Annotated in this window: 22 protein-coding genes; 7 read left to right on the forward strand and 15 right to left on the reverse strand. The window is 57.8% G+C overall.

All coding sequences use genetic code 11. From position 1 onward, the window contains the following. Positions 1-131: 131 nt before the first annotated feature. Positions 132-1,115, reverse strand: coding sequence for a transcriptional regulator EbgR (gene ebgR, locus ABLU86_RS08365; RefSeq protein WP_020077884.1), 984 nt, complete (start codon positions 1,113-1,115; stop codon positions 132-134). Between the two features lie 207 nt (positions 1,116-1,322). Between ebgR and ABLU86_RS08370 the strand changes: the two genes are divergently transcribed. Then, on the forward strand, positions 1,323-1,655 hold the full coding sequence (locus tag ABLU86_RS08370) for a tRNA-binding protein (RefSeq protein ID WP_015369597.1): 333 nt from the start codon (positions 1,323-1,325) through the stop codon (positions 1,653-1,655). Between the two features lie 42 nt (positions 1,656-1,697). Here ABLU86_RS08370 and ygjG read toward each other — a convergent pair whose 3' ends face one another. After that, complete coding sequence (gene ygjG, locus ABLU86_RS08375) at positions 1,698-3,077, reverse strand: putrescine aminotransferase (RefSeq protein WP_020077886.1); 1,380 nt, start codon at positions 3,075-3,077, stop codon at positions 1,698-1,700. A gap of 263 nt (positions 3,078-3,340) precedes the next feature. Next, positions 3,341-3,859: a PadR family transcriptional regulator gene (locus tag ABLU86_RS08380; protein WP_020077887.1), complete on the reverse strand. Its 519-nt coding sequence runs from the start codon at positions 3,857-3,859 to the stop codon at positions 3,341-3,343. A 229-nt stretch (positions 3,860-4,088) separates the two neighbouring features. On the opposite strand from ABLU86_RS08380, the gene ABLU86_RS08385 reads away from it, so the two are divergent. Then, a complete protein-coding gene (locus ABLU86_RS08385) occupies positions 4,089-4,862 on the forward strand; it encodes a siderophore-interacting protein (protein ID WP_045414271.1) in 774 nt (257 codons plus the stop codon). Positions 4,863-4,965: 103 nt separating this feature from the next. On the opposite strand, the gene ABLU86_RS08390 is transcribed toward ABLU86_RS08385, so the two are convergent. The 4 genes from ABLU86_RS08390 to dhaK all read right to left on the reverse strand — a co-directional run bounded on the left by ABLU86_RS08390 (position 4,966) and on the right by dhaK (position 9,832). Then, entirely contained in the window at positions 4,966-6,615 is a 1,650-nt protein-coding gene (locus ABLU86_RS08390) for a glycerone kinase (RefSeq protein ID WP_045414273.1), read from the reverse strand. A gap of 74 nt (positions 6,616-6,689) precedes the next feature. Next, entirely contained in the window at positions 6,690-8,108 is a 1,419-nt protein-coding gene (gene dhaM, locus ABLU86_RS08395) for a dihydroxyacetone kinase phosphoryl donor subunit DhaM (protein ID WP_045414275.1), read from the reverse strand. Positions 8,109-8,118: 10 nt separating this feature from the next. Continuing rightward, on the reverse strand, positions 8,119-8,751 hold the full coding sequence (dhaL, locus tag ABLU86_RS08400; RefSeq protein WP_007372179.1) for a dihydroxyacetone kinase subunit DhaL: 633 nt from the start codon (positions 8,749-8,751) through the stop codon (positions 8,119-8,121). A 10-nt stretch (positions 8,752-8,761) separates the two neighbouring features. Continuing rightward, positions 8,762-9,832, reverse strand: coding sequence for a dihydroxyacetone kinase subunit DhaK (dhaK, locus tag ABLU86_RS08405; protein WP_032709201.1), 1,071 nt, complete (start codon positions 9,830-9,832; stop codon positions 8,762-8,764). A gap of 556 nt (positions 9,833-10,388) precedes the next feature. Here dhaK and ABLU86_RS08410 point away from each other — a divergent pair. Both ABLU86_RS08410 and dhaR read left to right on the forward strand, forming a co-directional pair. Continuing rightward, on the forward strand, positions 10,389-11,486 hold the full coding sequence (locus tag ABLU86_RS08410) for a glycerol dehydrogenase (RefSeq protein ID WP_334642320.1): 1,098 nt from the start codon (positions 10,389-10,391) through the stop codon (positions 11,484-11,486). 113 nt (positions 11,487-11,599) lie between these two features. After that, entirely contained in the window at positions 11,600-13,531 is a 1,932-nt protein-coding gene (gene dhaR / locus ABLU86_RS08415) for a dihydroxyacetone kinase operon transcriptional regulator DhaR (protein WP_020077890.1), read from the forward strand. Between the two features lie 10 nt (positions 13,532-13,541). Here dhaR and ABLU86_RS08420 read toward each other — a convergent pair whose 3' ends face one another. Continuing rightward, positions 13,542-14,237: a helix-turn-helix domain-containing protein gene (locus ABLU86_RS08420; protein ID WP_348796157.1), complete on the reverse strand. Its 696-nt coding sequence runs from the start codon at positions 14,235-14,237 to the stop codon at positions 13,542-13,544. A gap of 516 nt (positions 14,238-14,753) precedes the next feature. On the opposite strand from ABLU86_RS08420, the gene ABLU86_RS08425 reads away from it, so the two are divergent. The 3 genes from ABLU86_RS08425 (at position 14,754) to ABLU86_RS08435 (ending at position 18,808) form a co-directional block, all read left to right on the forward strand. Next, entirely contained in the window at positions 14,754-16,442 is a 1,689-nt protein-coding gene (locus ABLU86_RS08425) for an arylsulfatase (protein ID WP_015369607.1), read from the forward strand. Positions 16,443-16,513: 71 nt separating this feature from the next. Then, on the forward strand, positions 16,514-17,776 hold the full coding sequence (locus ABLU86_RS08430) for an anaerobic sulfatase maturase (RefSeq protein ID WP_015369608.1): 1,263 nt from the start codon (positions 16,514-16,516) through the stop codon (positions 17,774-17,776). Positions 17,777-17,812: 36 nt separating this feature from the next. Beyond that, entirely contained in the window at positions 17,813-18,808 is a 996-nt protein-coding gene (locus ABLU86_RS08435; protein WP_047043300.1) for an HAD family hydrolase, read from the forward strand. Between the two features lie 112 nt (positions 18,809-18,920). On the opposite strand, the gene ABLU86_RS08440 is transcribed toward ABLU86_RS08435, so the two are convergent. Genes ABLU86_RS08440 through ABLU86_RS08470 form a run of 7 tightly spaced genes read right to left on the reverse strand, consistent with a single transcriptional unit; the run spans position 18,921 to position 26,039 of the window. Next, positions 18,921-19,919 carry an oxygen tolerance domain protein gene (locus ABLU86_RS08440; RefSeq protein WP_348796158.1) on the reverse strand — a complete coding sequence of 333 codons (999 nt, stop codon included), beginning with the start codon at positions 19,917-19,919 and terminating at the stop codon, positions 18,921-18,923. Next, positions 19,916-21,439 (reverse strand): VWA domain-containing protein, encoded by a 1,524-nt coding sequence (locus ABLU86_RS08445; protein ID WP_348796159.1) that lies wholly within the window; start codon positions 21,437-21,439, stop codon positions 19,916-19,918. Before ABLU86_RS08445 ends, ABLU86_RS08440 begins: the two co-directional genes overlap by 4 nt. Beyond that, complete coding sequence (locus ABLU86_RS08450) at positions 21,436-22,413, reverse strand: VWA domain-containing protein (protein ID WP_213759555.1); 978 nt, start codon at positions 22,411-22,413, stop codon at positions 21,436-21,438. The genes ABLU86_RS08445 and ABLU86_RS08450 overlap by 4 nt, the downstream gene beginning before the upstream one ends. Then, a complete protein-coding gene (locus tag ABLU86_RS08455) occupies positions 22,406-22,846 on the reverse strand; it encodes a DUF4381 family protein (protein ID WP_087876720.1) in 441 nt (146 codons plus the stop codon). Before ABLU86_RS08455 ends, ABLU86_RS08450 begins: the two co-directional genes overlap by 8 nt. Beyond that, positions 22,847-23,749: a DUF58 domain-containing protein gene (locus ABLU86_RS08460; RefSeq protein WP_087876719.1), complete on the reverse strand. Its 903-nt coding sequence runs from the start codon at positions 23,747-23,749 to the stop codon at positions 22,847-22,849. Further along, a complete protein-coding gene (locus ABLU86_RS08465; protein WP_087876718.1) occupies positions 23,749-24,747 on the reverse strand; it encodes a MoxR family ATPase in 999 nt (332 codons plus the stop codon). The genes ABLU86_RS08460 and ABLU86_RS08465 overlap by 1 nt, the downstream gene beginning before the upstream one ends. After that, complete coding sequence (locus ABLU86_RS08470; RefSeq protein WP_087876717.1) at positions 24,744-26,039, reverse strand: anaerobic sulfatase maturase; 1,296 nt, start codon at positions 26,037-26,039, stop codon at positions 24,744-24,746. Before ABLU86_RS08470 ends, ABLU86_RS08465 begins: the two co-directional genes overlap by 4 nt. Between the last annotated feature and the right edge of the window lie 77 nt (positions 26,040-26,116).

Consider the following 26,116-nt stretch of genomic DNA (forward strand, 5'->3'; position numbering starts at 1 on the left):
AGCCCGACCAGGCGCAGCGCCGCCGGGTAACAGGATGCGGGTAGCGGCTTCGCCTTACCCGACCTACGGAATGGCGTTCCGGCCAGGACCGGTAGCCCGGCCAAGCGCAGCGCCGCCGGGATGGGGTTGGATTAACGGGTGGTGCCGCGCAGCTTCAACACGCTCGGAACAAAAACGTTAAGCGGCAGGGCGCGGCCATCGCGGGCCTTCTCGATTAGCAGGTTCACCCCCTGGCTGCCCATCATTTCGGAGTGGATCCGCACCGTTGACAGCGGCGGGAAGGTAAAGCGCGCGGTGGGGATATCGTTGACGCTAATCAGCGAAATATCTTCCGGGATCGCCAGCCCGCGTTCGTGGATGGCGCGCAGCACGCCGATGGCGATGGAGTCCGAGGCGACAAACAGCGCCCGCGGAAACTCCGCTTGCACCAGCATCTGCTTCGCCAGCTCATAACCGGACGAGCTGGAAAAACCGCCGCGCCAGATATCATCGGCTGAAACCACGCCCTTCAACTGACCGTACTCCACAAACGCCACTTCGCGAATATCTGCCTTGCCGGGCTGATCCTGGCCGCCGATAAATCCAATGCGCGACGCGCCCTGCTGGATAAAGAAGTCGACCACCTCTTTAGCGATTCGTACCAGGTCGATATCCACCGCATCGTACGGGCTGCCGGCTTCGTGAAAATCAATAAAGCAGATATTGTCGGTCAGCGCGCTGGCGGTCTCGCGCAGCTCGCGCGTCGGCTGGCCGATAATCAATACGCCGGTGACCTTTTTCAGCTCGGGCAGGGTGTTATTGAGATAGCAGTTGGTGAGCTCGATGGCGAGCTTTTCGCACTGGGTTTCAATACCGTGGCGAATGGCGAGATAGTAAGGGTCGTTAATTTCCAACTCTTGCTGGTAGCTGTACAGCGCCAGGATATGATGATGGCCGACGGGAAGGACCTGCGTTTTACGCGCGCTGCTGCTTTTATACTCCAGCTTCTCCGCAATCTCGAGAATACGATGCTTAGTCTCTTCTTTTACGTTCAGGGTGGGGTCGTCGTTTAATACCCGGGAAACCGTCGCCAGCGAAACACCCGCTTCGGTCGCAATGTCTTTTAGCGTTGCCATCTTTTTCCTTTATCGGACGTTGCCCATGTTTGCCCATCTATTGTAAAGCAAGCGTCGCGTCCTGCACCTTATTTCAGTAAAAAACGCCTGCGCGCGAGGGCCGTTTTCCCCGGCGATAGCGTGACAGAAGTAGCATTATTATCAGCATTATGCAGACGAACGGCAAAAACTTGCTATCTTTTAGTAAAAATTTACTGGAGGTGAGAGATGGATACCGTAGCTTACGCTGATTTTGCCAAACTGGAGATGCGCGTCGGCAAGATTGTCGAGGTGAAGCGCCATGACAATGCTGACAAACTGTACATCGCGCGAATTGATGTCGGCGACCGTACGCTGCAGACGGTCACTAGCCTGGTGCCCTACTACAGCGAAGAGGAGCTGCTGGGGAAAACGGTGGTGGTGCTGTGTAATCTGGCGAAAGCCAAAATGCGTGGCGAAACTTCTGAGTGCATGCTGTTATGCGCGGAAACCGAGGATGAAAGCGAAAGCGTGCTGTTGACGCCGGAGCGCGTCATGCCAGCAGGCGTGCGGGTGGTATAACGTGAAAAGACCCTCTCCCGACGGGAGAGGGTCGGGTGTGAATTATGTCTCTTCGACCGATATGCGCAGTGCCGCCAGCGCCTTGCGCGCCGCCTTCAGCACCTGCTCGCACTGCTCGAGGGTGAGCGTCAGCGGCGGTTCAACGCGGATCGTCTTGGCGTTGTTTAACGTCCCGGCGACCAGCACCCGCTGTCTGAACATCTCGCTGGCAAAGTTGTAGCCAATCTCGTTATCGACAAACTCAATAGCCATCAACATGCCTTTCCCGCGGACTTCATTCACCAGATCCGGATATTCGCGCGCCAGTTGACGGAAGCCGTCCAGCAACAGATCGCCTTTTTGCTCCGCCTGCGCCGGCAGGTTCTGCGAGAGCAAGACGTTGATCGTCGCCAGCGCCGCCGCGCAGGCCAGCGGGTTGCCGCCGAAGGTGGTGGTGTGCAGGAATGGGTTATCGAACAGCACCGAGAAGACCTCTTCCGTCGCTACCGTCGCGCCGATCGGCATTACGCCGCCGCCGAGCGCTTTAGCCAGACACAGAATATCCGGCTGCACGTTTTCATGCTCGCAGGCGAACATTTTGCCGGTGCGGCCCATGCCGGTCTGTACCTCGTCGAGGATCAGCAACGCGCCAAACTCGTCGCACAGTTTACGGACCGCCGGTAAGTAACCCGCCGGCGGCAGGATCACGCCGCCTTCGCCCTGGATAGGCTCAAGGATCACCGCCGCGACGTCATCACCGGTTTTCTTGCACTCGCTCAGTATGGAACGCATGGCGTTGATATCACCGAACGGCACGTGACGGAAGCCCGGCAGTAGCGGCATAAACGGTTTGCGGAAGGTCGATTTCGCGGTGGCCGACAGCGCGCCCAGCGATTTACCGTGGAACGCGCCGCTGGTAGCGACGAAGGTAAATTTGCCGCGCGGAGACTGATAGGCTTTTGCCAGCTTCAGCGCCGCTTCCACGGATTCCGTGCCGCTGTTGCAGAAGAAACTGTATTTGAGCTTGCCGGGCGTTAAGGCCGCCAGCGTTTTCGCCAGCATCGCCCGCAGCGGGTCCAGCAGCTCCTGGCTGTGAAGCGGTTGTTTCGCGAGTTGATTTTCGACGGCGGATACCACAACTGGATTACGGTGCCCTACATTGAAGATGCCAAACCCACCAAGGCAGTCGATAAACTCCTGTCCCTGGGTGTCGACAAGCGTATTTAACCCTCCCGCTTGCCACTCTACGGCTCCGTAATCCCCGCCGGCTGTGACCGATTTTCTATACTCCAGAAACCCCGGGTTCACATGTTCTTTAAAGTATTCTCTCACCTCCTGGTTCAGTGCTTTCATTTCGTCATGGGAGAGCGATTGCTTCTCAATGAGATTCAGTGCGTGCGCGCTGCAGGCCAGAGCCGATGCGCTGGAAGGTAACCTGTTCAAAATGTGCTCCTGGGGGGGCGTATCACATGATACTGAATTAAGTATTGCAGGGATTACGCCAGCCTGGCAGCGACGATGAAAATCGGGATAAACGCAAAGTTAAGTCGCAATTGTGCGAAATTTAATCTCATAACTTAAATATTGGCACGTTTTATTCCTGAGGCTGCAAGATAAACTGCCGTTGGGGTGTGAAGCGGTATGACGTGGGGTGGTGCAGGCCGCTGCGTGATGGAGCAGCCTGGGAACCATTGTGGTGCGAGAGGTTAATCGAGTTGGGAGATTTCCATCGCCGCGCGGTCAATCACGCCGATGATCTGTTTCAACTGCGCGTCGCTGATGCTCTGCTGGTTGACCTTCAGGTCCAGGACCGCTTTAAAGTTTTCCAGCGCGCGTTTCATCTGCGGATTTTTGCGCAATTCGCAGCCGATCATGCGTTCCTGCAGGCGCGTCTGAATTTGGCTTAACTGCTCGCCGCTTTCGGCGCACAGGCGGCGTCCCTCTTCAGTGATAGCGATTTTTTTACGCCCATTTTCCTCTTCTACGCTAATCAATCCCTGATCCTGCAGCAGGTCGAGCGTCGGATAGATAACGCCTGGGCTGGGGCTGTAATTGCCTTGCGTCAGCGCCTCAATCTCTTTAATCAGCTCATAGCCGTGGCTGGCGTTGCGCGAAAGGATATCGAGGATCACCAGGCGCAATTCGCCGTGGCCAAAGAAACGCTGGCGGCGTCCGCCGCCGCGACGGCCCTGTTCGCCGTGGCCTTCTTCATGATGATGTCGCATCAGTTCTCCCGCATATTTTTGATATATCTAATTTATATCTAAATAGTAAAAAAAGACAATGTATAATTTATAATTTATTGATATTAATTGTTTTATTGTTGTTTTTAGCTTTGATGAAGCTTTCCTGTAATTTATATCAAAAAAAACTTGCCATTTTCATTAATGGCAATCATTATCATTTGCACTGAGTTTAGATATATCTATTTACCCTTCACCAAGGCGATGACGGATGACAATAATCAATCAAACTAAATACCCGCAGCGCGTGCGTAACGAACTACGTTTTCGCGAATTAACCGTGCTGCGCGTTGAGCGTATCGGCCAGGCGTTCCAGCGGATCGTGCTGGGGGGCGAGGCGCTGGATGGCTTTGTTTCACAAGGTTTTGACGACCACACCAAACTGTTTTTCCCGCAGGCGGGCAGCGTATTCACGCCGCCGGAAGTGACCGACGAAGGCATAAACTGGGGCGAGGGCGTGCGCCCGGCGACCCGCGACTACACGCCGCTGTACGATGCCGAACGCCACGAGCTGGCCTACGATTTTTATATCCACGATGGCGGTATTGCCAGCCGCTGGGCGCTGGAAGCCAACGTCGGCGATAAGCTGGTGATCGGCGGGCCGCGCGGCTCGCTGGTGGTGCCGGAAGATTACGCCTGGCAGCTTTATGTCTGTGACGAATCGGGCATGCCGGCGCTGCGCCGTCGCCTGCTGGGATTGCGCCAGCTGCCGGTGACGCCGCAGGTGACGGCCATCGTCACCGTTGCGGATGCTTCGTATAAAGATTATCTGGCGGATCTCGACGGCTTTAATATCGAATGGGTGGTAGGCCACAACCCGGCGTTCGTCGCCGAGCGGCTGGCTCAGGTCAAGGTGCCGTCAGAAGATTATTTTATCTGGCTGACCGGAGAAGGCGGCGTGGTGAAATCGCTGCTGGCGCGCTTTGAGGTGCCGAGTATCGATCAGCAACTGGTGCGTTCGCAGGCGTACTGGCATAGCAAATAATCGGCAGTGTGGTAAACCCGGATGGCGGCGCGTTGCGCCTTCTCCGGGCTACCTTTCAATGGTGTTATGTCGCCCCGGTAAGCGCAGCGCCACCGGGTGAGGCTTAGCGTTCCGCCAGCGCCTTAAACACCATCGCCACCGCGTGGGCGCCGGGGTCCATATTGCCGAGCAGGCTCTCGCTATTGAGATAGGAGGCGCGTCCGGCGCCGGCTTTGCTCGACTGGCAGGTGCGATCTGCGCCGGCCTGCGCCGCGGCAAAAGCGGCCTGCAGATTATCCGGTTCGGCCAGCAGCGCCGCCAGCGCCGGCTGTAGAGCATCAATCATCGTCCGGTCGCCCTCATCGGCGCCGCCGTAAAATTTCATCTGCACCAGACCGGCGTTCAGCGCTTCCGCCATGCTGGCGCCTTGCTCCAGCTTCTGCCCGGCGGCGGTGAAGAAAATCGACATCAATACGCCGCTGGAGCCGCCCATCACTACCGTCAGGCGTTCGCCAATTAGCGCGAACAGCGTGGGTAAATCATTGAGCGGCAGTTGCTGGCGTTGCAATAGAGCGGCAATCTCACGTGCGCCAGCGGCGAAAGTGGAGCCGGTATCGCCGTCGCCCACTTTGGCGTCAAGCGCGTTGAGATGGTTTTCGAGGCCGGAGAGGGTGCTGGTCACCTGCGCCACGTAATCGCCAACCTGCGGGTTGGCCGATGGCGTAAAGGAGACGCGTGCGCTGGCGAGCGCGGACGGCATAATATTAACAGCCCGCGGCTGCACCGGCTTCTGCCAACTGGCGGTTTCGACATCTGACAGCAGCGCCTTTTCGATGCTCTCTTCCAGCACGATAGTGGTCAGCGAGAAGCCTTTCATATCCAGCGCCGTTACCAGCGAAGCCGGGCCAATCAACCAGTCAACGCGCGCATGGAGTGGGGTATTGGCCAGTTCGCGGGTCAGAATCGCCATCTCGGCCACCGACACGCCGCCGAGATTATTGAGCATCACCGCCAGGCGGCCGGTTTCGGGTAGGGCGGCGGTCAGCTTCTCTACCATAATCTGCATGATTTCCGCGCTGTTATGGGTCGCGATCGTCGAGGCTCCCGGTTCGCCGTGGATGCCCATCCCCAGCTCGGCGTGGCCGGGCTGATGGCGCGGCGCGCTTTCCGCTTCCTGCGGCAGGTGACAGCTGGCCAGCGCCACCCCGATGCTGGCGGTATGGTTGGCGGCGTATTGCGCTTCACGCAGGACGGTGGCGAGGTTGAAGCCGCGCTCGGCGAAATAGCCCGCCACCTTATGCACCAGAATAGTCCCGGCGATGCCGCGCGGCTGTTTATTATCCGGCAGCGAAATATCGTCGCCGACGATCAGCATCTCTACGTTATAGCCAAGACGGCGCGCTTTCTCCGCCGCGAGGCCGAAGTTAAGCCGATCGCCGGTGTAGTTTTTAACGATCAGCAGACAGCCCGCCTCGCCGGTCACCGCCTGAATCGCGGTGAGTACCGCATCGACGCTCGGCGAGGCGAACAGATCGCCGCAGACCGCGGCGGTCAGCATGCCTTTACCAATAAAGCCGACGTGCGCCGGTTCATGGCCGGAGCCGCCGCCGGAAATCACCGCCACGTTGTTTTTATTCAGATCGCGGCGTACCACTACACGGATCGCCGGGTCGCTCTCCAGGCGGGCGAGGTTGTTCCACGGGCTGGCAATAATGGTTCCCTCGATCACGTCGTTAACGAGGCTGGCGCGCTGGTTAAAAAAGAATTGAGACATAGTGGTTCCTGATCAGTAAGCGAAAACTCACCCTCCGGAGGCGGGCCTCCGGAGTGGTAACGGTCAAAGTGGATTTAGCGACGAATAAGACGTTGCTGACGCATATCGAGCGTGATGGCTTCGCCAGGCTGAATATCATTCAGCGCGTTGCCCTGCTGGCATAACCAGGCGATCCCCGCCGCGCGGGCGATAATCGCGCCGTGGGCCTGTTCGCTGCCGTTGCGCAGGCACAGGCCGGTGACCTTGCTGGCATCCAGTTGGAGTACGGTCGAGGGATAAATATTGTCGGCGATAATAATCGTCGGCTCACTGGCGAATGGCAGCGTCTCCTTAATACCCTGCAGATGGCGTAGCGTGCGCTGCAGAATATCTTCGATATCGATATAGCGCGCCTGCAGGTAGGCGTCATCCAGCTGGCGATACTGTTGACTGAGCTCCATCAGCACCTGGTGCCACGCCCATTCCGCCGAGCACTGTTCGGTGAGCAGACGATCGTTGGCGGCATCAAACAGATCTTCATCGTCGAGTAAAGTGTGATGGCCGGCGAAGATCGCCGCGATATCGGCGTTAAATTTGTTTTCCGCCAGCTCGGTGAGCGCATTGAGATCGGCCAGCGTCTGGTCGATCGCCTGGCGCAGGCGCTGCTGCTCGCGAGCAACGTCGGCGGCGGCGGGGAGCGCCGGTTGGAGCGGCGCCAGCGGATAAAGCAGCGCCGCGCCTTCAACACGCGCAGGTATGGCGGGTTCCGCAGTCGGCTGCGCCTCCGGCGACTCGCCGAAGTTATCGGCGGCTAGCGCCTGAAACGCCGCCAGCGCCGCATCGGCGTCCGGACCGCGGGCCAGCAGGCGCAGCTTATCGTGGCGGCGCACCTGCAGCAGAGCGATTTGATTCAGACTGTCCGGGGTGACGCATTTGCCGTTTTTCTCCAGCACCAGGTCGGCGTTAAAACCCGCCAGCGCGGCGACCAGCTTCGATGCCGGACGCACGTGCAGGCCGTTGTGATTGTTAATAATGACTGAAACCGATTTAGCGTCGCCGTCGTCAGCAAGCGTTGGGGCGGCGGCGTCAGGCGTGTGCGAGGGTAAACCCAGCTGAACCCGCTTGGCTTCCAGGGCGTTCATGGCATCGGCGATAACCTTGTCGATCCCGGCGCCGGAGGCGGCGCTGACGGTGGCCGCCAGCGTCCCTTCGACCAGCGGCGCGGCGCACAGCCGCACCTTTGCCGCAATCGCCGGATCGAGCAGATCGAGGGCGGTTTCGGCGCTGAGCAGGGCGCTGCCGATATCCATCATCACCAGTACATGGTCGGTGTCGGCGACGGATTCGATCGCCTCCATGACTTTAATCGGATCGGTGCCGATCGGGCTGTCGGGATCGTCGATCCCGGCGGCGATCGCCAGCTTACAGCCATCGTTCATTAACATCTGCCGGGCCAGTTCTCCGACACCTTCGCCCAGCCGGGCGCTATGAGAAACAATAACCAGGTTTACCATCGCGATTTCCTTACTCTTTGGCGGCGGCAGCCAGCATCTGAACCATAAACAGCACCGAGGTCGCGCCGGGATCCTGATGCCCGATGCTGCGCTCGCCGAGATAGCTGGCGCGGCCTTTACGGGCCTGCATGGTGATGGTGGCGTGGGCGGCGCGCTCGGCCACTTCGCAGGCGGCATCCAGCGCGGCAGGGATAGACAGATGTTGCTCGCTGGAATGACGCAGGGATTCCACCACCGGCAGCCAGACGTCGCACATCGTCTTATCGCCCGGCTCCGCTTTACCACGGTTGACGACGCCGTCCGCGCCTTCGCGGATCATCTGATAAAGCTCGTCGAGGGTCAGGCTCTGATGCGCCTGGGTGACCTGGGCGGCGCGGATAAAGAAGGTGCCGAACAGCGGGCCGCTGGCGCCGCCGACGTTGGAAAGCAGCGTCATCCCGGTATTCTTGAGAATAAAACCGATGTCTTTATCGGCGATCGACGGCAGCTTTTCGACGACTTTGCTGAAGCCGCGATGCATATTGAGGCCGTGGTCGGCGTCGCCGATCTCTTTATCAAGGCCGGTGAGAAAATCGCTCTGTTTGGTGAAAATGTCGCCGCAGCGGTACAGCCAGTCGACGATTTGCGTTCTGTTCAGTGACATGTCGTGCTCCTTATTTTCCCCAGTTCAGCGCCGGGGTATGGACCGGGGCGTCCCATAACGCCAGCGTGTCATCATCCGCTTTCAGCAGGGTGATGGAGAAACCCGCCATATCCAGCGAGGTGCAGTAGCTGCCGATGAGGTTGCGTTCAATCACAATGCCGGACGCTTCGCAGCGCTGGGCGAGGCGGTTATAAACGCCGTACAGTTCGGAAAGCGGCGTGGCGCCGAGGTTATTGACCAGCGCGATAACCCGATCGCCGTTTTGCAGCGCGGTTTTGCTCTGTTTCACTTCCTGCCACGCTCCCTTGACGTTATCCCACTGGCGCAGCGTGCGGCTGTATGCGCCGTTTTCCAGCAGGGTATCGAACATCTCATCGACGGTTTGGTCGAGCGAGCTGAAGCGGCGGCGGTCGATACCCGGCTCGCCATGGATGCCGACGCCGAACTCCATCTCATCATCTTTCAGGGTAAAGGAGGGCTGTCCGGCGGCCGGTACGGTGCAGGCGCCCAGCGCGATGCCAATCGAGTGACCAAGGTTATTTAAACGGCGGCCCAGTTCAGCGCAGGCTTCCAGCGAGTCGCCGCGTTCGGCGGCGGCGCCGACCAGTTTTTCAATCAGCACGGTATTGGCGACGCCGCGGCGTCCGGCGGTATAGAGGCTGTCTTTTACCGCCACGTCGTCATCCACCACGACGGTGGCGACCTTAACGCCGCTTTCGTGCAGCAGCTCGGTGGCGGTCTCAAAATTCAGGATGTCGCCGGTATAGTTTTTGATAATCAGCAGGACGCCTTCGCCGCCGTCAATCTGCATCGCGCATTCGAACATTTTGTCCGGCGTCGGCGAGGTGAAAATTTCCCCCGGACAGGCGCCGGAGAGCATGCCCTGGCCGATGTAGCCGCAGTGCATCGGTTCGTGTCCGCTGCCGCCGCCGGAGAGCAGCGCCACTTTGCCGGCGACCGGCGCATCAGCGCGGGTGACATAGACCGGGTCCTGGTGCAGCGTCAGTTCAGGATGCGCCTTCGCCAGGCCGATAAGCTGTTCACTCAGTACATCTTCCACACGGTTAATCAGTTTTTTCATTGTTTATGCTCCGTAGGGTAGGGGGAGGTCGCCTGTCTATAAGGGTAGCCCGGCGATGTAGTGATTCTGGCTGAGCGGGCGCAAAATAAAATGCCGTCAAAATTGGTTCCATAACGGAACGTAGAAAAGAGTTTTTGTTCCTTTATGGAACATTAATTGCCGATAAACAGGAGAAATGCGAGCCAGCGCTAATAATTTGTCCGTTTTTTTCTGCTATCAGAAATGGGGCAAGGATGATTTTTTTCGCCATTGTGCCGCATTGAGGCGATTTTCTGCGTTAAAGAGGGGAGACGATAGCGGCTTTTTTGCCAAAATGAGCCGATCGCGATCGCAATCCCATCGCTTTCTCAGTCACATTGTTTCAATATGAAACGCATTATTTTTTTATCTGTTTCAGAACAGAACAAAAAAGGGAAAAATTTTTTTCGCCGCGGCTCGCCCTACAGTGGATGCATCGCTCCGGCAGCGTGGCTGTAAGCGCCATTGATATCAGGCGCCGCGGCATGACGGCCTGGGCTCACGTGTCAACATACGCACTTATTTGAGGGTGAAAGGAATGCTAAAAGTTATTCAATCTCCAGCCAAATATCTCCAGGGACCTGATGCCGCCATGCTGTTTGGCGAATACGCTAAAAACCTGGCCGACAGCTTTTTTGTTATCGCCGATGACTTCGTGATGAAGCTGGCGGGCGACAAAGTATTGAACGGCCTGCATAACCACAATATTAGCTGCCATGCGGAACGGTTTAACGGCGAGTGCAGCCATGCGGAAATCAACCGCCTGATCGCCATTCTTAAGCAGCACGGCTGCCGCGGCGTGGTGGGAATCGGCGGCGGGAAAACCCTCGATACCGCGAAGGCGATCGGCTATTACCAGAAGCTGCCGGTGGTGGTGATCCCGACAATTGCCTCAACCGATGCGCCGACCAGCGCGCTGTCGGTTATCTACACCGAGGCAGGTGAGTTTGAAGAGTATCTGATCTACCCGAAAAACCCGGATATGGTGGTGATGGACACGGCGATTATCGCCAAAGCGCCGGTACGCTTGCTGGTGGCCGGGATGGGCGATGCGCTCTCCACCTGGTTTGAAGCCAAGGCCTGCTTCGATGCGCGAGCCACCAGCATGGCGGGCGGGCAGTCCACGGCGGCGGCCTTGAGCCTGGCGCGCCTGTGCTATGATACGCTGCTGGCGGAAGGCGAAAAAGCACGCCTGGCGGCTCAGGCTGGAGTGGTGACCGATGCGCTGGAGCGTATTGTCGAAGCCAACACCTATCTGAGCGGTATCGGTTTTGAGAGCAGCGGCCTGGCCGGCGCGCACGCGATTCACAACGGTTTCACCATCCTTGAAGAGTGCCACCATCTGTATCACGGCGAAAAAGTCGCTTTCGGCACCCTGGCGCAGCTGGTACTGCAAAATAGCCCGCTGGAAGAGATCGAAACCGTGATGGGCTTCTGTGAAAAAGTCGGCCTGCCGATCACCCTTGCCCAGATGGGCGTGAAAGAGGGTATCGAAAGCAAAATCCACGCGGTGGCGAAAGCCACCTGCGCGGAAGGCGAAACCATCCACAATATGCCATTCCCGGTCACCGCGGATAGCGTCTACGCCGCCATCCTTACCGCGGACCTGCTTGGGCAGCAGTGGCTGGCGCGTTAAGTCTTTCACAAGGTTCTATGCCGCGGCGCATTGCGGCATCAACTCCTCCCTCCGGCAGCCGCTGCCGGAGGGTTTTGTCGTTTTAACTGTGTTAACTCCAGCGGAAAAGGGATATGACAGCTCAGACTCAGGGTGCGGAAAATGAAGTTTCAGCCGTTATCAGCCAGTCGTGGCATCGCTGCAGCAAATTTATGCAGCGGGAAACCTGGCAGGCGCCGCATCAGGCGCAGGGGCTGACCTTTGAATCGATCTGCCGTCGCAAAACCGCGCTGCTGACCATCGGCCAGGCGGCGCTGGAAGATGCGTGGGAGTTTATGGCCAACCGTTCCTGCGCGCTGTTCATCCTTGATGAGTCGGCCTGTATTCTGAGCCGCTGTGGCAATCCGCAGACCCTGGAACAGCTGGCGGAACTGGGATTTCGCGACGGCAGCTACTGCGCGGAGAGCATTATCGGCACCTGCGCGCTGTCGCTGGCTTCTATGCTCGGTCAGCCGGTCAACACCGCGGGCGACGAGCACTTTAAGCAGGCGCTGCGGCGCTGGTCGTTCAGTTCTACGCCGGTGTTCGATAACCATGGCCGCCTGTTTGGATCGATTTCGCTATGCTGCCTGCGCGAAGAGTGGGCCCCGGCGGATCTGTCGCTGACGTTGGCCATCGCCCGCGAAGTGGGTAACTCGCTGCTTACCGACAGCCTGCTGGCGGAATCTAACCGCCACCTTAATCAAATGTACGGCCTGCTGGAAAGTATGGACGACGGGGTGATGGCGTGGAACGAGCAGGGAGTGCTGCAGTTTCTCAACGTGCAGGCGGCCACGCTGCTGCATCTCGATACCCAGGCCAGCCAGGGGCGGAATATCAATGAGCTGTTGACCCTGCCGGCGTTGCTGCGCCGCGCGATTAAACAGGCCCGCGGGCTTAATCATGTGGAAGTGACCTTCGAGAGCCAGCATCAGTTTATCGACGCGGTGATCACCCTGAAGCCTATCGTGGAAGAGCAGGGCAATAGCTTCATTTTACTGCTCCACCCGGTGGAGCAGATGCGTCAATTAATGACCAGCCAATTGGGCAAAGTGAGCCATACCTTCGAACAGATGTCGGCGGATGACCCGGAAACCCGCAGGCTGATCCACTTTGGTCGCCAGGCGGCGCGCGGCGCTTTCCCGGTGCTGCTGTGCGGCGAGGAAGGGGTGGGTAAAGAATTACTGAGCCAGGCGATCCATAACGAAAGCGAGCGGGCGCCGGGCCCATATATTTCGGTTAACTGCCAGCTGTACGCCGACAGCGTACTGGGCCAGGATTTTATGGGCAGCGCGCCAACCGACGATGAAAATGGCCGCCTCAGCCGCCTTGAGCTGGCCAACGGCGGCACGCTGTTCCTGGAAAAAATAGAGTATCTGGCCCCCGAGCTGCAGTCAGCGCTGCTGCAGGTGATAAAACAGGGCGTGCTGACGCGTCTTGATGCCCGGCGGCTGATTCCGGTGGATGTGAAAGTGATCGCCACCACCACCGTCGACCTCGCGAACCTGGTGGAGCAGAACCGCTTTAGCCGCCAGCTGTACTATGCGCTACATTCGTTTGAAATAGTCATTCCGCCGCTGCGGGCGCGACGCGGCAGTATTCCTTCGCTGGTGCATAGCCGTCTGCGTCGGCTGGAGAAACGCTTTTCATCGCGGCTGAAGGTCGATGACGACGCGCTGGCCCAACTGACCGCCTACTCGTGGCCGGGCAACGATTTTGAACTCAATAGCATTATTGAGAATATCGCAATGAGTAGCGATAACGGTCATATTCGCCTGAGCAATCTTCCCGAACATCTCTTCTCAACCCGGCCGGGTAGCGAGGCGTCCTCATCGCTACTGCCATCAAGTCTCTCCTTCAGCGCCATCGAGAAAGAGGCGATTATCCAGGCGGCGCGAGTGACCAGCGGTCGGGTACAGGAGATGTCGCAGTTGCTGAATATTGGCCGTACCACGCTGTGGCGCAAGATGAAGCTGTACGACATCGACGCCGGGCAGTTTAAGCGCCGGGGGCAGGATAAGAGTTAAGCCAACGGCGTTAATATTTTTCCGGCAGCTCGTTGACAATATCGACGAGCTCGCCGTTTTTCATCGTGATATAGCCGCCGTTTTTCAGATCGGAAAGTACCTGAAACAGATAGCTACGCGACATTTTTGTACGTCGCAGGATAAAGTTCGCCAGGCTCGGGTCGTGTAATACACCCTCATTTTTCTGCTTGAGATAGCGATAAATCATGGAGCGAATGACAAAATAGCGGGTGCCAATAGCTCTTTCGTCATGCGCATCGAGCAAAAACGCCAGCGTGATGGCCATCATGTTCATCAGGAAGGTGAATTTATCGGGCTGAGTAAAATGTTTCTCAAAGTATTCGAGATTACAGCTGAACACTTTGACATTTTTTTTGGCGGTATAGTGCAGCTGAATACCCGGGCCATAACTTTCGACAATACCAAAAAACATTCCTTTGATGCCTTTGCCGATCTGAAACAACTTTTTCGCCTGGTTTTTCGCTTTTCCTGGGGCGAGAATAAAGTTGTGCTCCTGCATCTCAACGGCAATAACGCCCTCAAGAACAATAATAATCTCGCCTGTACTCAGGGTGAAAGACGTATCATCGGCAATCTGGCGTATATTACTGCTATGACTTAATGAGTCTATCGCCTTTATATTCTTTGAAATCATCTTATTATATTCATCGATGATGTGGGAATAGGGCGTTTGAATACGACTCATCTTCTCTCCGGGCTTAACTCTACCGCTTTATTACTCTTTGCTATTTTGCAGTGGCGATACTTTATATTTTAATGGCGCGGAATTACGCCTGATACAAAATATCTAAATTTAAAAGCTGGCGCCAGATAGCAGGCATCACTTTTAGAGTCCGTTAACGGACTGATCTATCGCTCTTTTTAAAACACTCACTTAGACTGTTTTAGTGGGTAGTTGGGCTTCTTTTTTTAGTAACTAAGAATCCACTTAAATATTGAATGATAATATTGCTTTTGCGGCGGGTTTCTTTAGCGAAACGGTGATAGTGATTCGCTTTGCATTAATTAAAAAATAAAACCAGAACCTGTGGATTTTTATTGCTTTCTCTACTTCACTTAAGCGGAATCGCCTCAGTAGCGACAACAACATTTGCCGATGTCGCTCATCTCATATCGAGACTTATCTAATCTGACAACGCCTGCCTGATATTAGCCAAATCGTAAGTTAAATCAGGCGCATGCTGAGCAATGAGGTTTGAAGATGAATAAAAAATACAAGGGTATCGGCGTGCTGGCTTTTGCCGCCGGTTCGTTATTACCCGGCGCGACGGCCAATGCCGCCGATCAAAATGCGGCTGGCCCCAGCGATGGTGCGGCAAAGAAGCCCAATATTATCCTGATCGTCTCTGACGATACCGGCTATGGCGACCTCGGCGTCTACGGCGGCGGCGAAGGCCGCGGTATGCCGACGCCAAACCTCGACAGAATGGCCGATGAGGGGATGACCTTTTTCGACTTCTACGGCCAGCCGAGCAGTACGCCGGGCCGCGCGGCGATGCAGACCGGGCGCATTCCCAACCGCAGCGGTATGACCACCGTGGCTTTCCAGGGGCAGGGCGGCGGTTTACCGAAAGAAGAGTGGACGCTGGCCTCGGTACTGAAAACCGGCGGCTATAAAACCTTCTTTACCGGTAAGTGGCACCTCGGCGAAGCCGATTACGCGTTACCTAATGCTCAGGGCTACGACGAAATGAAATACGTCGGCCTCTACCACCTGAACGCCTATACCTATGCCGACCCGACCTGGTTCCCGGATATGGATCCGCAACTGCGTGAAATGTTTACCCGTGTCACCCGCGGCGCGCTCTCCGGCAAGGCGGGCGAAGCGCCGAAGGAAGAGTTCAAAATTAACGGCCAGTATGTGAATACCCCGGTCGTTGATGGCAAAGAGGGCGTGGTCGGGATCCCATTCTTCGACCGCTACGTTGAGAAGGCCTCGCTGGACTATCTCGAAGCAAACGCAAAATCTTCCGAACCGTTCTTCATGAGCATCAACTTTATGAAGAACCACCAGCCGAACATGCCGGATCCGGATTACGTCGGCAAGTCGATGTCGAAGAGCAAATACGCCGACTCGATGGTGGAAATGGATGCCCGCGTTGGCCATATCATGGATAAGCTGCGCGAGTTGGGGATCGATAAAAACACCCTTGTGGTATGGACCACCGATAACGGCGCCTGGCAGGACGTCTATCCGGATGCCGGCTATACGCCATTCCGCGGCACCAAAGGCACCGACCGCGAGGGCGGCAGCCGCGTTCCGGCTATCGCCTGGTGGCCGGGCAAGATTAAAGAGCACAGCCGTAACCACGATATCGTTGGCGGCCTCGATCTGATGGCGACCTTTGCTTCGGTGGCCGGGATTAAATTACCCACCAAAGACCGTGCCGGGCAGCCGATTATCTTCGATAGCTACGATATTTCACCGGTACTGTTTGGCACCGGTAAAGATCCGCGTACCTCCTGGTTCTACTTCACTGAAAATGAGCTGACCCCGGGGGCGGCGCGCGTCGGTCACTATAAGGCGGTGTTTAACCTGCGCGGCGATAACGGCGCGAAAACCGGCGGCCTGGCGGTGGACTCCAACCTCGGCTGGAAAGGGCCGGAGTCGTATGTCGCAACGGTGCCGCAGATTTTCGACCTCTGGCAGGATCCGCAGGAACGCTACGATATCTTTATGAACAACTATACCGAGCATACCTGGACGCTGGTGACCTTCAATGAAGCCATCACTAAGTTGATGAAAACCTACGTCGAGTATCCGCCGCGTAAGCCGCAGAGCGAAGCCTACAGTGGGCCGATTACCCTGTCGCAGTATCAACGCTTTAGTAATATCCGCGAGCAGTTACAAAAAGAAGGGTTCCAGTTGGCGATGCCGACCGGTAATTAAAATGACGTTGGCCCGGGCGAGATGTCCGGGCCTTTTGCTGTTGTGAGCATTCTAGAGATAGGTTCTGGTCGATGAAAAAAAGCACCACCATTCCATTAACGCCATTACAGAACCAGGGGCGCTATCTGCCCGCCTATAAACGCCGCTATCACATGATGGCGAAACCCAGCGGCTCCACCTGCAACCTGGACTGTCAATACTGTTTTTATCTGCATAAAGAGCAGCTTTTACATCAGCCGCACGACAAAGGAATGAGCGACGAGGTACTGGAGAATTTCATTCGTCAGTACATCCAAAGCCAGGACGGCGAAGAGATTATTTTCTCCTGGCAGGGCGGCGAGCCAACCCTGATGGGACTGGAGTTTTTCGAAAAGGTCGTTGAGCTGCAAAAGAAATATCAGCCGAAGCACCAGCGCATTGAGAACGATCTGCAGACCAATGGCGTGCTGATTAACGATAAGTGGGCGGCCTTCTTAAAGGCGCATAACTTCCTGGTCGGGGTATCGATCGATGGCCCGCGCGAGATCCACGATCGCTTCCGCGTGACGCGCAGCGGCAAGCCGACCTTCGATAAGGTTATGGAAGGGATCGCGGCGCTGAAGCGCCACGGCGTGCCGTTCAACGCGCTGGCAGTCGTTAACCGGGTGAATGCCCGTTTCCCGCGCGAGGTATATCGTTTTCTTACCCGTGAACTCGGTGCCACCTATATCCAGTTTACGCCCTGCGTAGAGGCCGCCGAGTTTAAAACCACCGCGCCGCAGTTCTGGCGCGAAGAGACGATCCCCATCACCGGCAGCCGCCGGGCGAAACCGGGGGATCTGGATTCAATCGTCACCGACTGGTCGGTGGATCCGGACGATTGGGGACATTTTCTGACCGAAGCTTTTGATGAGTGGGTGACCTGTGATCTGGGCCGCGTGCAGGTAAATTTGTTCGAAACCGCCGTGGTACAGACTATGGGGCTTCCATCCCAGTTATGCATCACCGCGCCGTTTTGCGGCAAGGCGCTGGCGATTGAGAAAAACGGCGACGTCTACTCCTGCGATCACTACGTCTACCCGGAATATAAGCTTGGCAATATTAAGGCGCATAAGCTGGCGCATATGGTCTTTTCCGAGCGGCAGAAAGTGTTTGGCATGGGCAAGAAAGAGACGCTGCCCGCCTACTGCAAAAGCTGCCCGCATCTGAATTTATGCTGGGGCGAATGCCCGAAAAACCGCATCGTGCGCGCCCCGGACGGCGAAGAAGGGCTCAATTATTTGTGTCCTGGCTTTCGCCATTTTTACGCGACGGTTAAACCGACGCTTGAGAAGATTGCCGCCATGCTGAAGTAGGTCTGTTTTTTGGCGGTGGAATAAGAAGGAAAAACAATGAAAAAAACAGTACTGCTCAGCATGCTGCTATTGAGCTTCACCAGCGCGGCAGCCACCGATATGCTGCCGGCATGGAAAGATACCCCTGCTAAACAGGCGATTGAGCAATGGGTGCAGGGGGCGACGCGTGAAGGCGGGGCGGACTTTATTCCGCTGGATAAGCGCTACGTGGTTTTTGATAATGACGGCACCCTGTGGCCGGAAGCGCCGCTGACTTTCCAACTACAGTTCGCGGTGGATGAAGTGAAACGGCTGGCGCCCGACCATCCGGAGTGGAAAAAGGATCCGCTGGTGGCGGCGGTACTGAACAACGATTTGAAAACGGTAGCGGCGGGCGGCGAAAAAGGGTTGCTCAAGCTGCTGGCGTTAACCCATAGCGGTATGACCACCGAAGAGTTTAGTCAGCGGGTCAGCGCATGGTTTGACAGCCATCAGGATAAACGTACCGGCTGCCGCTATGACCAGTTAGGATATCAGCCGATGCGCCAGTTGCTGGACTATCTGCGCGCCAATGGTTTTAAAACGTGGATCGTTTCAGGCGGCGGGATTGATTTTATGCGGGTGGTATCGGAAAAAATGTACGGTATCCCGCCGGAGCAGGTTATCGGTTCGTTCGCGCTCAGCGAGTTTAGTCTGACGGACGATGGCACCGAGCTTCGCAAGACGATGAAAGGCGCATTTAATGATGATGCCGCGGCCAAGCCGGTGGCGATCCACCTGTTTATGGGGCAGCGCCCGGTTGCGGCTTTCGGCAACAGCGATGGCGATCTGGCGATGCTACAGTACACCGCAGCCAACCCGAACTATAAAACCTTCGAGCTGCTGGTACACCATACCGATGCGGCGCGGGAGTATGCCTACGACAGCCATCCTTCCGCCAGCGGCAAGCTGGTGAAAGGATTGACCGAGGCGAAACAGAAGGGCTGGACGGTTGTCGATATGCAGCAGGACTGGAAGACGGTATACGACCCGGCGCAGTGTCAGGCGAAATAAAAAACGCCGCCGGGCAATGGCGGTGAGTTCGGAACCGTATTTTTGCCGGATGGCGGCTGCGCCTTATCCGGCCTACGAATCGTATCCGGTCAACCGCCGGGAAGTGCTTTGTCTAAGGGGCCAGCGGTGGTAACGGCTGCGGCTGCCAGAAACGCCGCCAGCGTCGGCTAATGCCGAGAAGCGTTCGATAACACCAGCGGCGGCCAAACCATCCCCCACCGGCCGCGGCAGCGGCAATCACTATCCACATCAGGCTCTGCCAGGTGACCATTCCCGTGGTACCGCGCAGCGCTTGCTCCGCGCCGCCCTGTCGCGCCGCGGCGACGTTCAACGTTTCTCCCGCCAGCTTCGCCGTTTGCCATTGATGATTAACGGTATCCCACCAGCGCAAGCTAATCGGTGGTAGCGTCAGCGTGCCGCTATGGCTGGGCAGATAACGCAGCCGCTCCACCCGATGAGCGCCGATGACATCGCCGCGCTCGCTTTTTAATGCCTCACTGACCGGCGCCAGACGCTGGCTTTCGCTACCGCTAATGGCGTACAGCAGCGGTGGAATTTGCCCCGGTAGCGCATCCTGCGCCTCGACGCTCACGATACGGTCAACGACATCACCAACCCGCAGCGTGGCGTCTTTCCCCGCGTGGTACTGTTGAATTTGCTGGCTGAGCGTCAGCTGGCTGGCCGGTAAAAAATGGTCCGCCTGAGTGGTATTGGCCGGCCAGTTTACCGGGCGTTCCAGCGCCGGAAGATGTACCGTGACCGGCGCCTGATTGGCGGATGATGCAGTAATGTCGATCGCCGGCAGGCGTAGCACGCCCTGCTGCCAGGCGCTGACCTGACGTTCAAGGCGAATGCCGCTCCAGACGATCCCGTTCTTTTTGCGCGTCACCAGCTGTGAAGGCAACGCGGTATTCAGAAGTTCGCCGTTTTTGACGGCAAACTCGGGCCACTGCGGCGGCGGGTTAAACCAGCTATCGGTCCACCAGGTGATCGCCACCCGAACCGGCTGGCCGGGGACGATCTGCGCCGGCGCTTCCAGTTCACGGGTGATATCCATCGCCGCATGCGCCGGAAGCGTGGCAACCAGCAGAAAAAGTAGCGCTTTGTTCATGGTGCGGTATCTCCTGAGCCGTTGCGATACAGGCTTTTCAGTAGCCCGGTAGGCGAAACATCCAGCGCATCAAACCATTGATTAACCTGCGGACTCTCCCCGGCAATAGCGCCGATTTGCTGCTGATCGATGCCCTGGTTTTTCTGCAGGTCGTGGACCAGCTTATCCGGGCCGTCGTCCATCGCATCGCCCTGCGCCTGTTGGCGCTCGCGCTCTTGCTGGCGAATGCCCATCACAATCTGCGAGATTTTATCGCGATTTTGCAGCGCCATGGACCAGTCAGGATGTAGGTAGAGGGCGCGATCGTAGCTGTCGAGCGCCTGCTGCCACTGCTTTTGCTGAGCATAGCTGTTGCCCAGCCACAGCAAGGTTTCCGCGGTTGGCGGCGCGGCGCGAAACGCGCTGGCGGCGGCAGGAAAGTTGCCCGCCCGATACCAGGCGATACCTTGCCATAACGGATCGCGATAATGCCCGGCGGCAGCGGCGTAGTCGCCGCGGCGAAAGGCGTGCTGTCCCTGAATATCGGGGCGAACCCAGGCATCGAGCCAGGCGGCATCGCTGTGCGGCGACCACAGCAGCGCGGGAAATAGTAGCGCTACCATCAGTAACTGGCGTCGCCAGAACAGCAGCAGGAACAGCATCGGCACGATCAGCAGGTAGCCGCTGTTTTTCCAGTGCAGATCCTCGCGGGCGTTATTTTGCTGAGTCACCGATTGTTGAATGTGGCTGGCGATGATCGGCAGATCGTCGCCATCATTGCTGGCCAGCGTCACCGGGATCCCGGCGTCGCGCAGCTGACGGAAACGATCGACGTTTAGTCGGGTATCGATGCCGAGGCTAGCGTACTTATCCGGCAGCGTTCCACCCGTGGCGGTACCGGGGACCCAAATTTGCAGCGGTAGATTTTGCCCTTTCAGCCAGGTGACATCGGCAGGCGACAGAGTATCGGCAACGAGGATTAGGCTACGCGGGCTGTCTTTGTCTGTAGGCAGATTTTTTAACGCCAGTGCGACGGCCTGCGGCAGGGCGGAACCGCTACCTTCCGGCAGCAAAGAGGGCGACTGAGCGTTGAGAAATAGCTGATAAAACTGCGGATCCTGCGTTAACGGCGTGGTGAGAAAGGCCTGGCTACTGTAGACCACCAGACCGAAATGCGAACCGGGCTGCCGTTGCATCAGCGCGGAGATTTTATGCTGCATGCGCTGATGACGCGAGGGGGGAAGATCCTGGGCATACATCGCCAGATCCTGCTGCAGAATCACCATCACGTTGCTTTGCGGCGTCAGCGCCGCCGGGAGTTCGCGCTGCCAGCTTGGGCCCGCCAGTGCGATGACACCGAGCGCCAGTAGCCACGGCAGCAGCCGGGTTAACCTGCGACGGCGTTGAATAATCAACGCGCGAAAAGGTTTATCCATTAGCGTTGACCATGCGGAAGCGCCATAGCCAGGAAGCCAGGCCACCAGCACACACAGCAGCAGCGCAGTTAAGCGCCACGGATAGAGGAAGTGAAAATCGCTCATGCCATTTTCTCCCTGAGGACACGGCCGCAGGCGGCCAGCAGTAACAGTAACAGCGCGGCGGCGAGCGGCCACGGATAGAGCGCCTGATGCCAGGACCAGCCGAGGCTTTTAACCTGCGCCGGAGTGAGGGCGTCGATTTGTTGCCAGACGCTATCCAGCGCGCTGCCGGAATGCGCGGCGGTCCAGCTCTGGCCGCCGGTGGTTTTCGCGATGCGCTGCAGTAGCGGCAAATCGACTTTGTCTTTACTGGTATCGCTGAGGTCGCCAAAGGCGATGGTATGAACCCGGACATTGTGGTCGGCAGCAAGCTTTGCCGCCAGTTCAGGCGACAGCTGCGAAGCGGTATCATTGCCGTCGGTGAGTAAAATCGCCAGCTTATCGGCCTGCTTATCGGGGCCATTATCCAGCACCTTAACCGCCACGCCCAGCGCATCGCCGATAGCGGTTTGCTGGCCAATCATGTCCGGCGCTAGCTGATTGATGCGCGTTTGCAGCGCCTGTTTATCTTCGCTTATCGGAGCGAAGGGCCAGGCTTTGCTGGCGAAGATGACCATGCCGATGCGGTCGGATTGGCGGGCGGCGACAAACTTGCGCACCGATTGCTGTACCGCCTGCAGGCGCGTATTACCGCCCTGGACGTCATTTTTCGCCATTGACCCGGAGACATCGAGGATCAGCACGATGTCGCGCATCGGCCTGGTAATATATTGTGGCGGCGTCAGGTATTCCGGCCGCGCCAGCGCGCAAACCAGCAGTGACCAGATAAGCCAGAACAGCACGGCGCTGGCCCCATTTCCGCGTTTTGGCCGAGTATCGAGCTGTAGCGCGTCAATGAGTGAGGGTAAAAACGGTACCCGCACGCGCTCGTCGGTGGTTTTTGCCGGTAGCGGGAGAAAACGAGTGAGCAGCGGCAGTGCCAGCAGTAGCGCGGCCCAGGGCCAGGCGAAATCAATGTGGGCGAGCCATTCAGACATGTGGAAGCTCCTTTAGCCACTGCGCCAGCTGAGCGCGAAGCCGCGCCGTCTGCTGGTCGTTCAGGGCGTTGTCGGCCCGGCAGTAGCGGGCGATGAGCTGGTTGCGCAGGTCAGCATCCAGCGTCAACGACACCAGCACGGCTTCCGGCGCCAGCGTTTGGCTAACGGTTTGGCGCGGCTGGTGGACCAGCTGCACGCGTTTAATCAGCTGCATCCAGCTATCGACGGTATGCGGATGATTGAGCGCCAGCAGCGCTTCTCGTCGCCAGCGGTTGCGCCGCCAGCGGGCGTAGCGGACAAGCAGGAACAGCGCCGCCAGGCCTACGGCAATCGCGAGCAGAATCAGCCAGCCGATTGGTAGCGGAAACCAGCTGGGAGCGGGGGGCAGCGCGGGCGTTAGTAGCTCCGGCACCGCATAGCCTTTCTCAAACATTTAAAGCCCTTTTTGTAACTGGCGCAGCAGGTCCTGAGTTACCGTCAGATGATTAACCCGAATACCCAACTGGTTGAGTTGCTGCTGCTGACGCGCCAGCCGACCGATGATGTGTTGACGAATATCGGCGCTGAGCGCGGAGGTGAGGTTGACGCTGGCGCTGCGCCCGCCGTAGCAGGCTGCCAGCGTGCCGGAGCGCGGCAGGCGAAGGTGTAAGTCGTCGAACAGCACAAATGCGCTGACCTCGCAGCGACGGCGCAGATGCGCCAGCATGGCCTTCGCTTGGGCGTCGAGATCGTGAAAATCGCTGAGGATCGCAACCCAGGCGCCGCGCGGAATCGTGCTGACCGCGCGCTGTAGCGCCTGCGAAAGCGTCTGCGTACGCTCAGTCTCGTGAGGATATTGCTGCGCCAGCAACTGGTTGTAATGCGTCAGATCATCCAGCAGCGCGGGTAGAGTGCTACGCGGGGCGCGGCAGGGGTGTAGCGCCAACGTGGTATCGTTAAATACCAGGCTGCCGAGGCGATCGCCATCGTGATGGCTACGCCAGGCCAGCAGCGCGGCGGTTTTGGCCGCGGCGCTGGCTTTAGTTTGCCCGCGGGTGGCGAAATGCATATCTAATCGTTGGTCGACCAGCAAAAAGACCGGGCGCTCGCGCTCTTCATTGTACTGGCGCACCCACGGCGTACGTAGACGGGCGGTCGTCTGCCAGTCGATCATGCGTATGTCGTCGCCGGGTTGATAACGACGCAGGCTGTCGAAATTGAGCCCACGGCCCTGCTGGCGGGAGGCGCGTTCGCCGGATAACGCCCCTGGTGGGATCTGTCCCGGTGGGTTAACCATCAACCGCGCCTGCGGCGCGAGGTCGAGCAGCATCTGGCGATTCACGCAGAGTTCGTTCATTAGATCACCACGGCGTTCAGCAGCATGGTAATCACATCGTCGGCGCTGCAACCATCGGCGCTGGCCTGATAGCTCAGCATCAAGCGGTGGCGCATCACCGCCGGCGCGATAAAGCGCACGTCTTCCGGGCGAACCGCGTCACGTCCCGCGAGCCAGGCCTGCGCGCGGGCGCAGCGCTCCAGCGCTAAGGTGCCGCGTGGGCTCAGGCCGTAAGCCAGATAACTAGCTAATTGTTCGCTGATGCGCTGCGGCTGGCGGGTGGCGTTGACCAGTTCGACTATCCAGGTTTCGATAATCGGCGCGACGTGGATGGCGCTTATCTCCTGCCAGCAGGAGGCGATCTCTTGTTGGCTGAACTGCAGTGATTCCGCTTCCGGCGCGGGGGCGGTTTTTGCCGCTACGCCATATTTCGCCTGTTGCTCGGCGCGAACCAGCTGCATCACCTGCCGCTCATGCTCTTTTGATGGATAGTCGACCTGGACTTTCATCAGAAAGCGGTCGAGCTGGGCTTCCGGTAGCGGCCAGGTGCCTTCCTGGTCGACGGGGTTCTGCGTCGCCAGCACCATAAACACGCCCGGCAGCGGCCAGCTTTTGCCCGCCACGGTGACGTGGCGCTCTTCCATCGCCTCCAGCAGCGCCGACTGCACGCGGGCCGAGGCGCGGTTGATTTCGTCCGCCAGAATCATGTTGCCGAAAACCGGTCCCGGGCGAAAACGAAACTGCTCCTCTTCGCGGCTGGCATTTTGCTGATAAATCTCGCTGCCGGTGATATCTGATGGCAGCAGATCCGGAGTGAACTGGATACGGCGAAACTCGCCGAGGATATGCCGCGCCAGCTCGCGGACGGCGCGGGTCTTCGCCAGCCCCGGCAGCCCTTCGAGCAGGATATGCCCATCGCAGAGCAGGGCAATGAGCAGCATCCGCACAACGTTTTCCTGGCCGAGCACCTGCGCGTTCATGCGCTGCTCCAGCTGTAACATTTTATCGCGAAGGTTCATCGGCTAACTCCTTTAAAATCACGTTTCACCAGCGTGACAATGCCCGCCAGAATCGGCTCGGCATAGTTGAAAAAGGCTTTAATGCCCGGGCAGAGATAGTTCAGCCCGGCTTCGCCATCGGCGGTAAGCACCAGACGGTTTTTCGGGCACTCGCCGTGGCAAAGCTTCAGGTAAGGGCACTGCTTGCACTGCTGGGGCAGCGTGTCGCATTTACCCATACCGAAAGCCTGCTGACGTTCGGAGAAAGCCATTCGCGCCAGGCTGTTATCGGCGATATTGCCGATTTGATACTCCGGATAGACGTAGTGGTCGCAGGAGAAAACATCGCCGTTTTTCTCAACCGCGAGCCCTTTGCCGCAAAACTCCGCGGTGGTGCAAATTTGCGCCGGCATGCCCATCATCTGGGCGACGGCGGTTTCGAACAGATTGACCTGTACGCGGCCAAGATCGTTGTTCACCCACTCTTCGAAAGTCGCGATCAGGAAGCGTCCCCAGTCGTCCGGGTCGACCGACCAGCCGGTGACGATGGAGTCTAAATCGCCGGGGCGCGCGCGGCGGCTGCCGACGGTGGGGATACTGTCATCACGCCAGAAATGAGGCGCGGTCTGGGTAAAGTCCACCGGTTCTACGCAGGGGTTAAACTGCACGTAGGTCGCCCCCAGTTCGCGGGTAACAAAGCGGTAAACCTCTAATGGGAAACGGGCGTTGGTACGGTTGACGGTGACCAGCGCATTGAATGGAACGCCGTGGCGCTTCAGGGCGTCGACGCCGGCCATCACTTTATCAAATGTCGGTTTGCCGCTGCGGGTGATGCGATAACGGTCGTGCAACTCTCGCGGGCCGTCAATCGACAGGCCGACAAGGAAATGATTCGCTTTGAGGAATTCAGCCCAGGCATCGTTAATCAGGATACCGTTGGTTTGCAGATCGTTTTCGATCCGCTGGCCGGGCTTTTTATATTGCTGCTGGAATTTCACCACTTTGTGGAAAAACTCCAGTCCCATCAGGGTCGGTTCGCCGCCCTGCCAGGAGAAGACCACCTGTTCGCCATCCTGTCCATCGATGTACTGGCGGATAAAGTTTTCCAGCGTTTCATCGCTCATATAGCTGCGCTTTTCCTGCTGGAGTAAGTGTTCTTTGTGCAGGTAAAAGCAGTAGCTACAATCGAGATTACAGGCGGAGCCGGTGGGTTTCGCCATCACATGAAAGCGACGTTGGTAGGCGGGGCCGTTACCCGCGTACTTTTCTGCCGAAGGTAATGCGTTAACAGGCACGGTGGTGCTGTGTTTCATAAATAACTCCCGGATTAGTCAGGTCGAGGGTAAGGCGAGAAGAAAACAGGGCGGCGAACCGCCCTGGAGTTGATAAC

This window comes from Klebsiella sp. JN_Kp121 (assembly GCF_040062145.1).
In the GTDB taxonomy this organism is placed as follows: domain Bacteria; phylum Pseudomonadota; class Gammaproteobacteria; order Enterobacterales; family Enterobacteriaceae; genus Klebsiella; species Klebsiella aerogenes.

Bases quoted from the DNA above. Each gene is read 5' to 3' on its own strand.
- ebgR (WP_020077884.1), bottom strand. From the start codon at position 1,115: ATGGCAACGCTAAAAGACATTGCGACCGAAGCGGGTGTTTCGCTGGCG.
- ABLU86_RS08370 (WP_015369597.1), top strand. From the start codon at position 1,323: ATGGATACCGTAGCTTACGCTGATTTTGCCAAACTGGAGATGCGCGTC.
- ABLU86_RS08380 (WP_020077887.1), bottom strand. From the start codon at position 3,859: ATGCGACATCATCATGAAGAAGGCCACGGCGAACAGGGCCGTCGCGGC.
- ABLU86_RS08385 (WP_045414271.1), top strand. From the start codon at position 4,089: ATGACAATAATCAATCAAACTAAATACCCGCAGCGCGTGCGTAACGAA.
- ABLU86_RS08390 (WP_045414273.1), bottom strand. From the start codon at position 6,615: ATGTCTCAATTCTTTTTTAACCAGCGCGCCAGCCTCGTTAACGACGTG.
- dhaM (WP_045414275.1), bottom strand. From the start codon at position 8,108: ATGGTAAACCTGGTTATTGTTTCTCATAGCGCCCGGCTGGGCGAAGGT.
- dhaL (WP_007372179.1), bottom strand. From the start codon at position 8,751: ATGTCACTGAACAGAACGCAAATCGTCGACTGGCTGTACCGCTGCGGC.
- dhaK (WP_032709201.1), bottom strand. From the start codon at position 9,832: ATGAAAAAACTGATTAACCGTGTGGAAGATGTACTGAGTGAACAGCTT.
- ABLU86_RS08410 (WP_334642320.1), top strand. From the start codon at position 10,389: ATGCTAAAAGTTATTCAATCTCCAGCCAAATATCTCCAGGGACCTGAT.
- dhaR (WP_020077890.1), top strand. From the start codon at position 11,600: ATGACAGCTCAGACTCAGGGTGCGGAAAATGAAGTTTCAGCCGTTATC.
- ABLU86_RS08420 (WP_348796157.1), bottom strand. From the start codon at position 14,237: ATGAGTCGTATTCAAACGCCCTATTCCCACATCATCGATGAATATAAT.
- ABLU86_RS08425 (WP_015369607.1), top strand. From the start codon at position 14,754: ATGAATAAAAAATACAAGGGTATCGGCGTGCTGGCTTTTGCCGCCGGT.
- ABLU86_RS08430 (WP_015369608.1), top strand. From the start codon at position 16,514: ATGAAAAAAAGCACCACCATTCCATTAACGCCATTACAGAACCAGGGG.
- ABLU86_RS08435 (WP_047043300.1), top strand. From the start codon at position 17,813: ATGAAAAAAACAGTACTGCTCAGCATGCTGCTATTGAGCTTCACCAGC.
- ABLU86_RS08440 (WP_348796158.1), bottom strand. From the start codon at position 19,919: ATGAACAAAGCGCTACTTTTTCTGCTGGTTGCCACGCTTCCGGCGCAT.
- ABLU86_RS08445 (WP_348796159.1), bottom strand. From the start codon at position 21,439: ATGAGCGATTTTCACTTCCTCTATCCGTGGCGCTTAACTGCGCTGCTG.
- ABLU86_RS08450 (WP_213759555.1), bottom strand. From the start codon at position 22,413: ATGTCTGAATGGCTCGCCCACATTGATTTCGCCTGGCCCTGGGCCGCG.
- ABLU86_RS08455 (WP_087876720.1), bottom strand. From the start codon at position 22,846: ATGTTTGAGAAAGGCTATGCGGTGCCGGAGCTACTAACGCCCGCGCTG.
- ABLU86_RS08460 (WP_087876719.1), bottom strand. From the start codon at position 23,749: ATGAACGAACTCTGCGTGAATCGCCAGATGCTGCTCGACCTCGCGCCG.
- ABLU86_RS08465 (WP_087876718.1), bottom strand. From the start codon at position 24,747: ATGAACCTTCGCGATAAAATGTTACAGCTGGAGCAGCGCATGAACGCG.
- ABLU86_RS08470 (WP_087876717.1), bottom strand. From the start codon at position 26,039: ATGAAACACAGCACCACCGTGCCTGTTAACGCATTACCTTCGGCAGAA.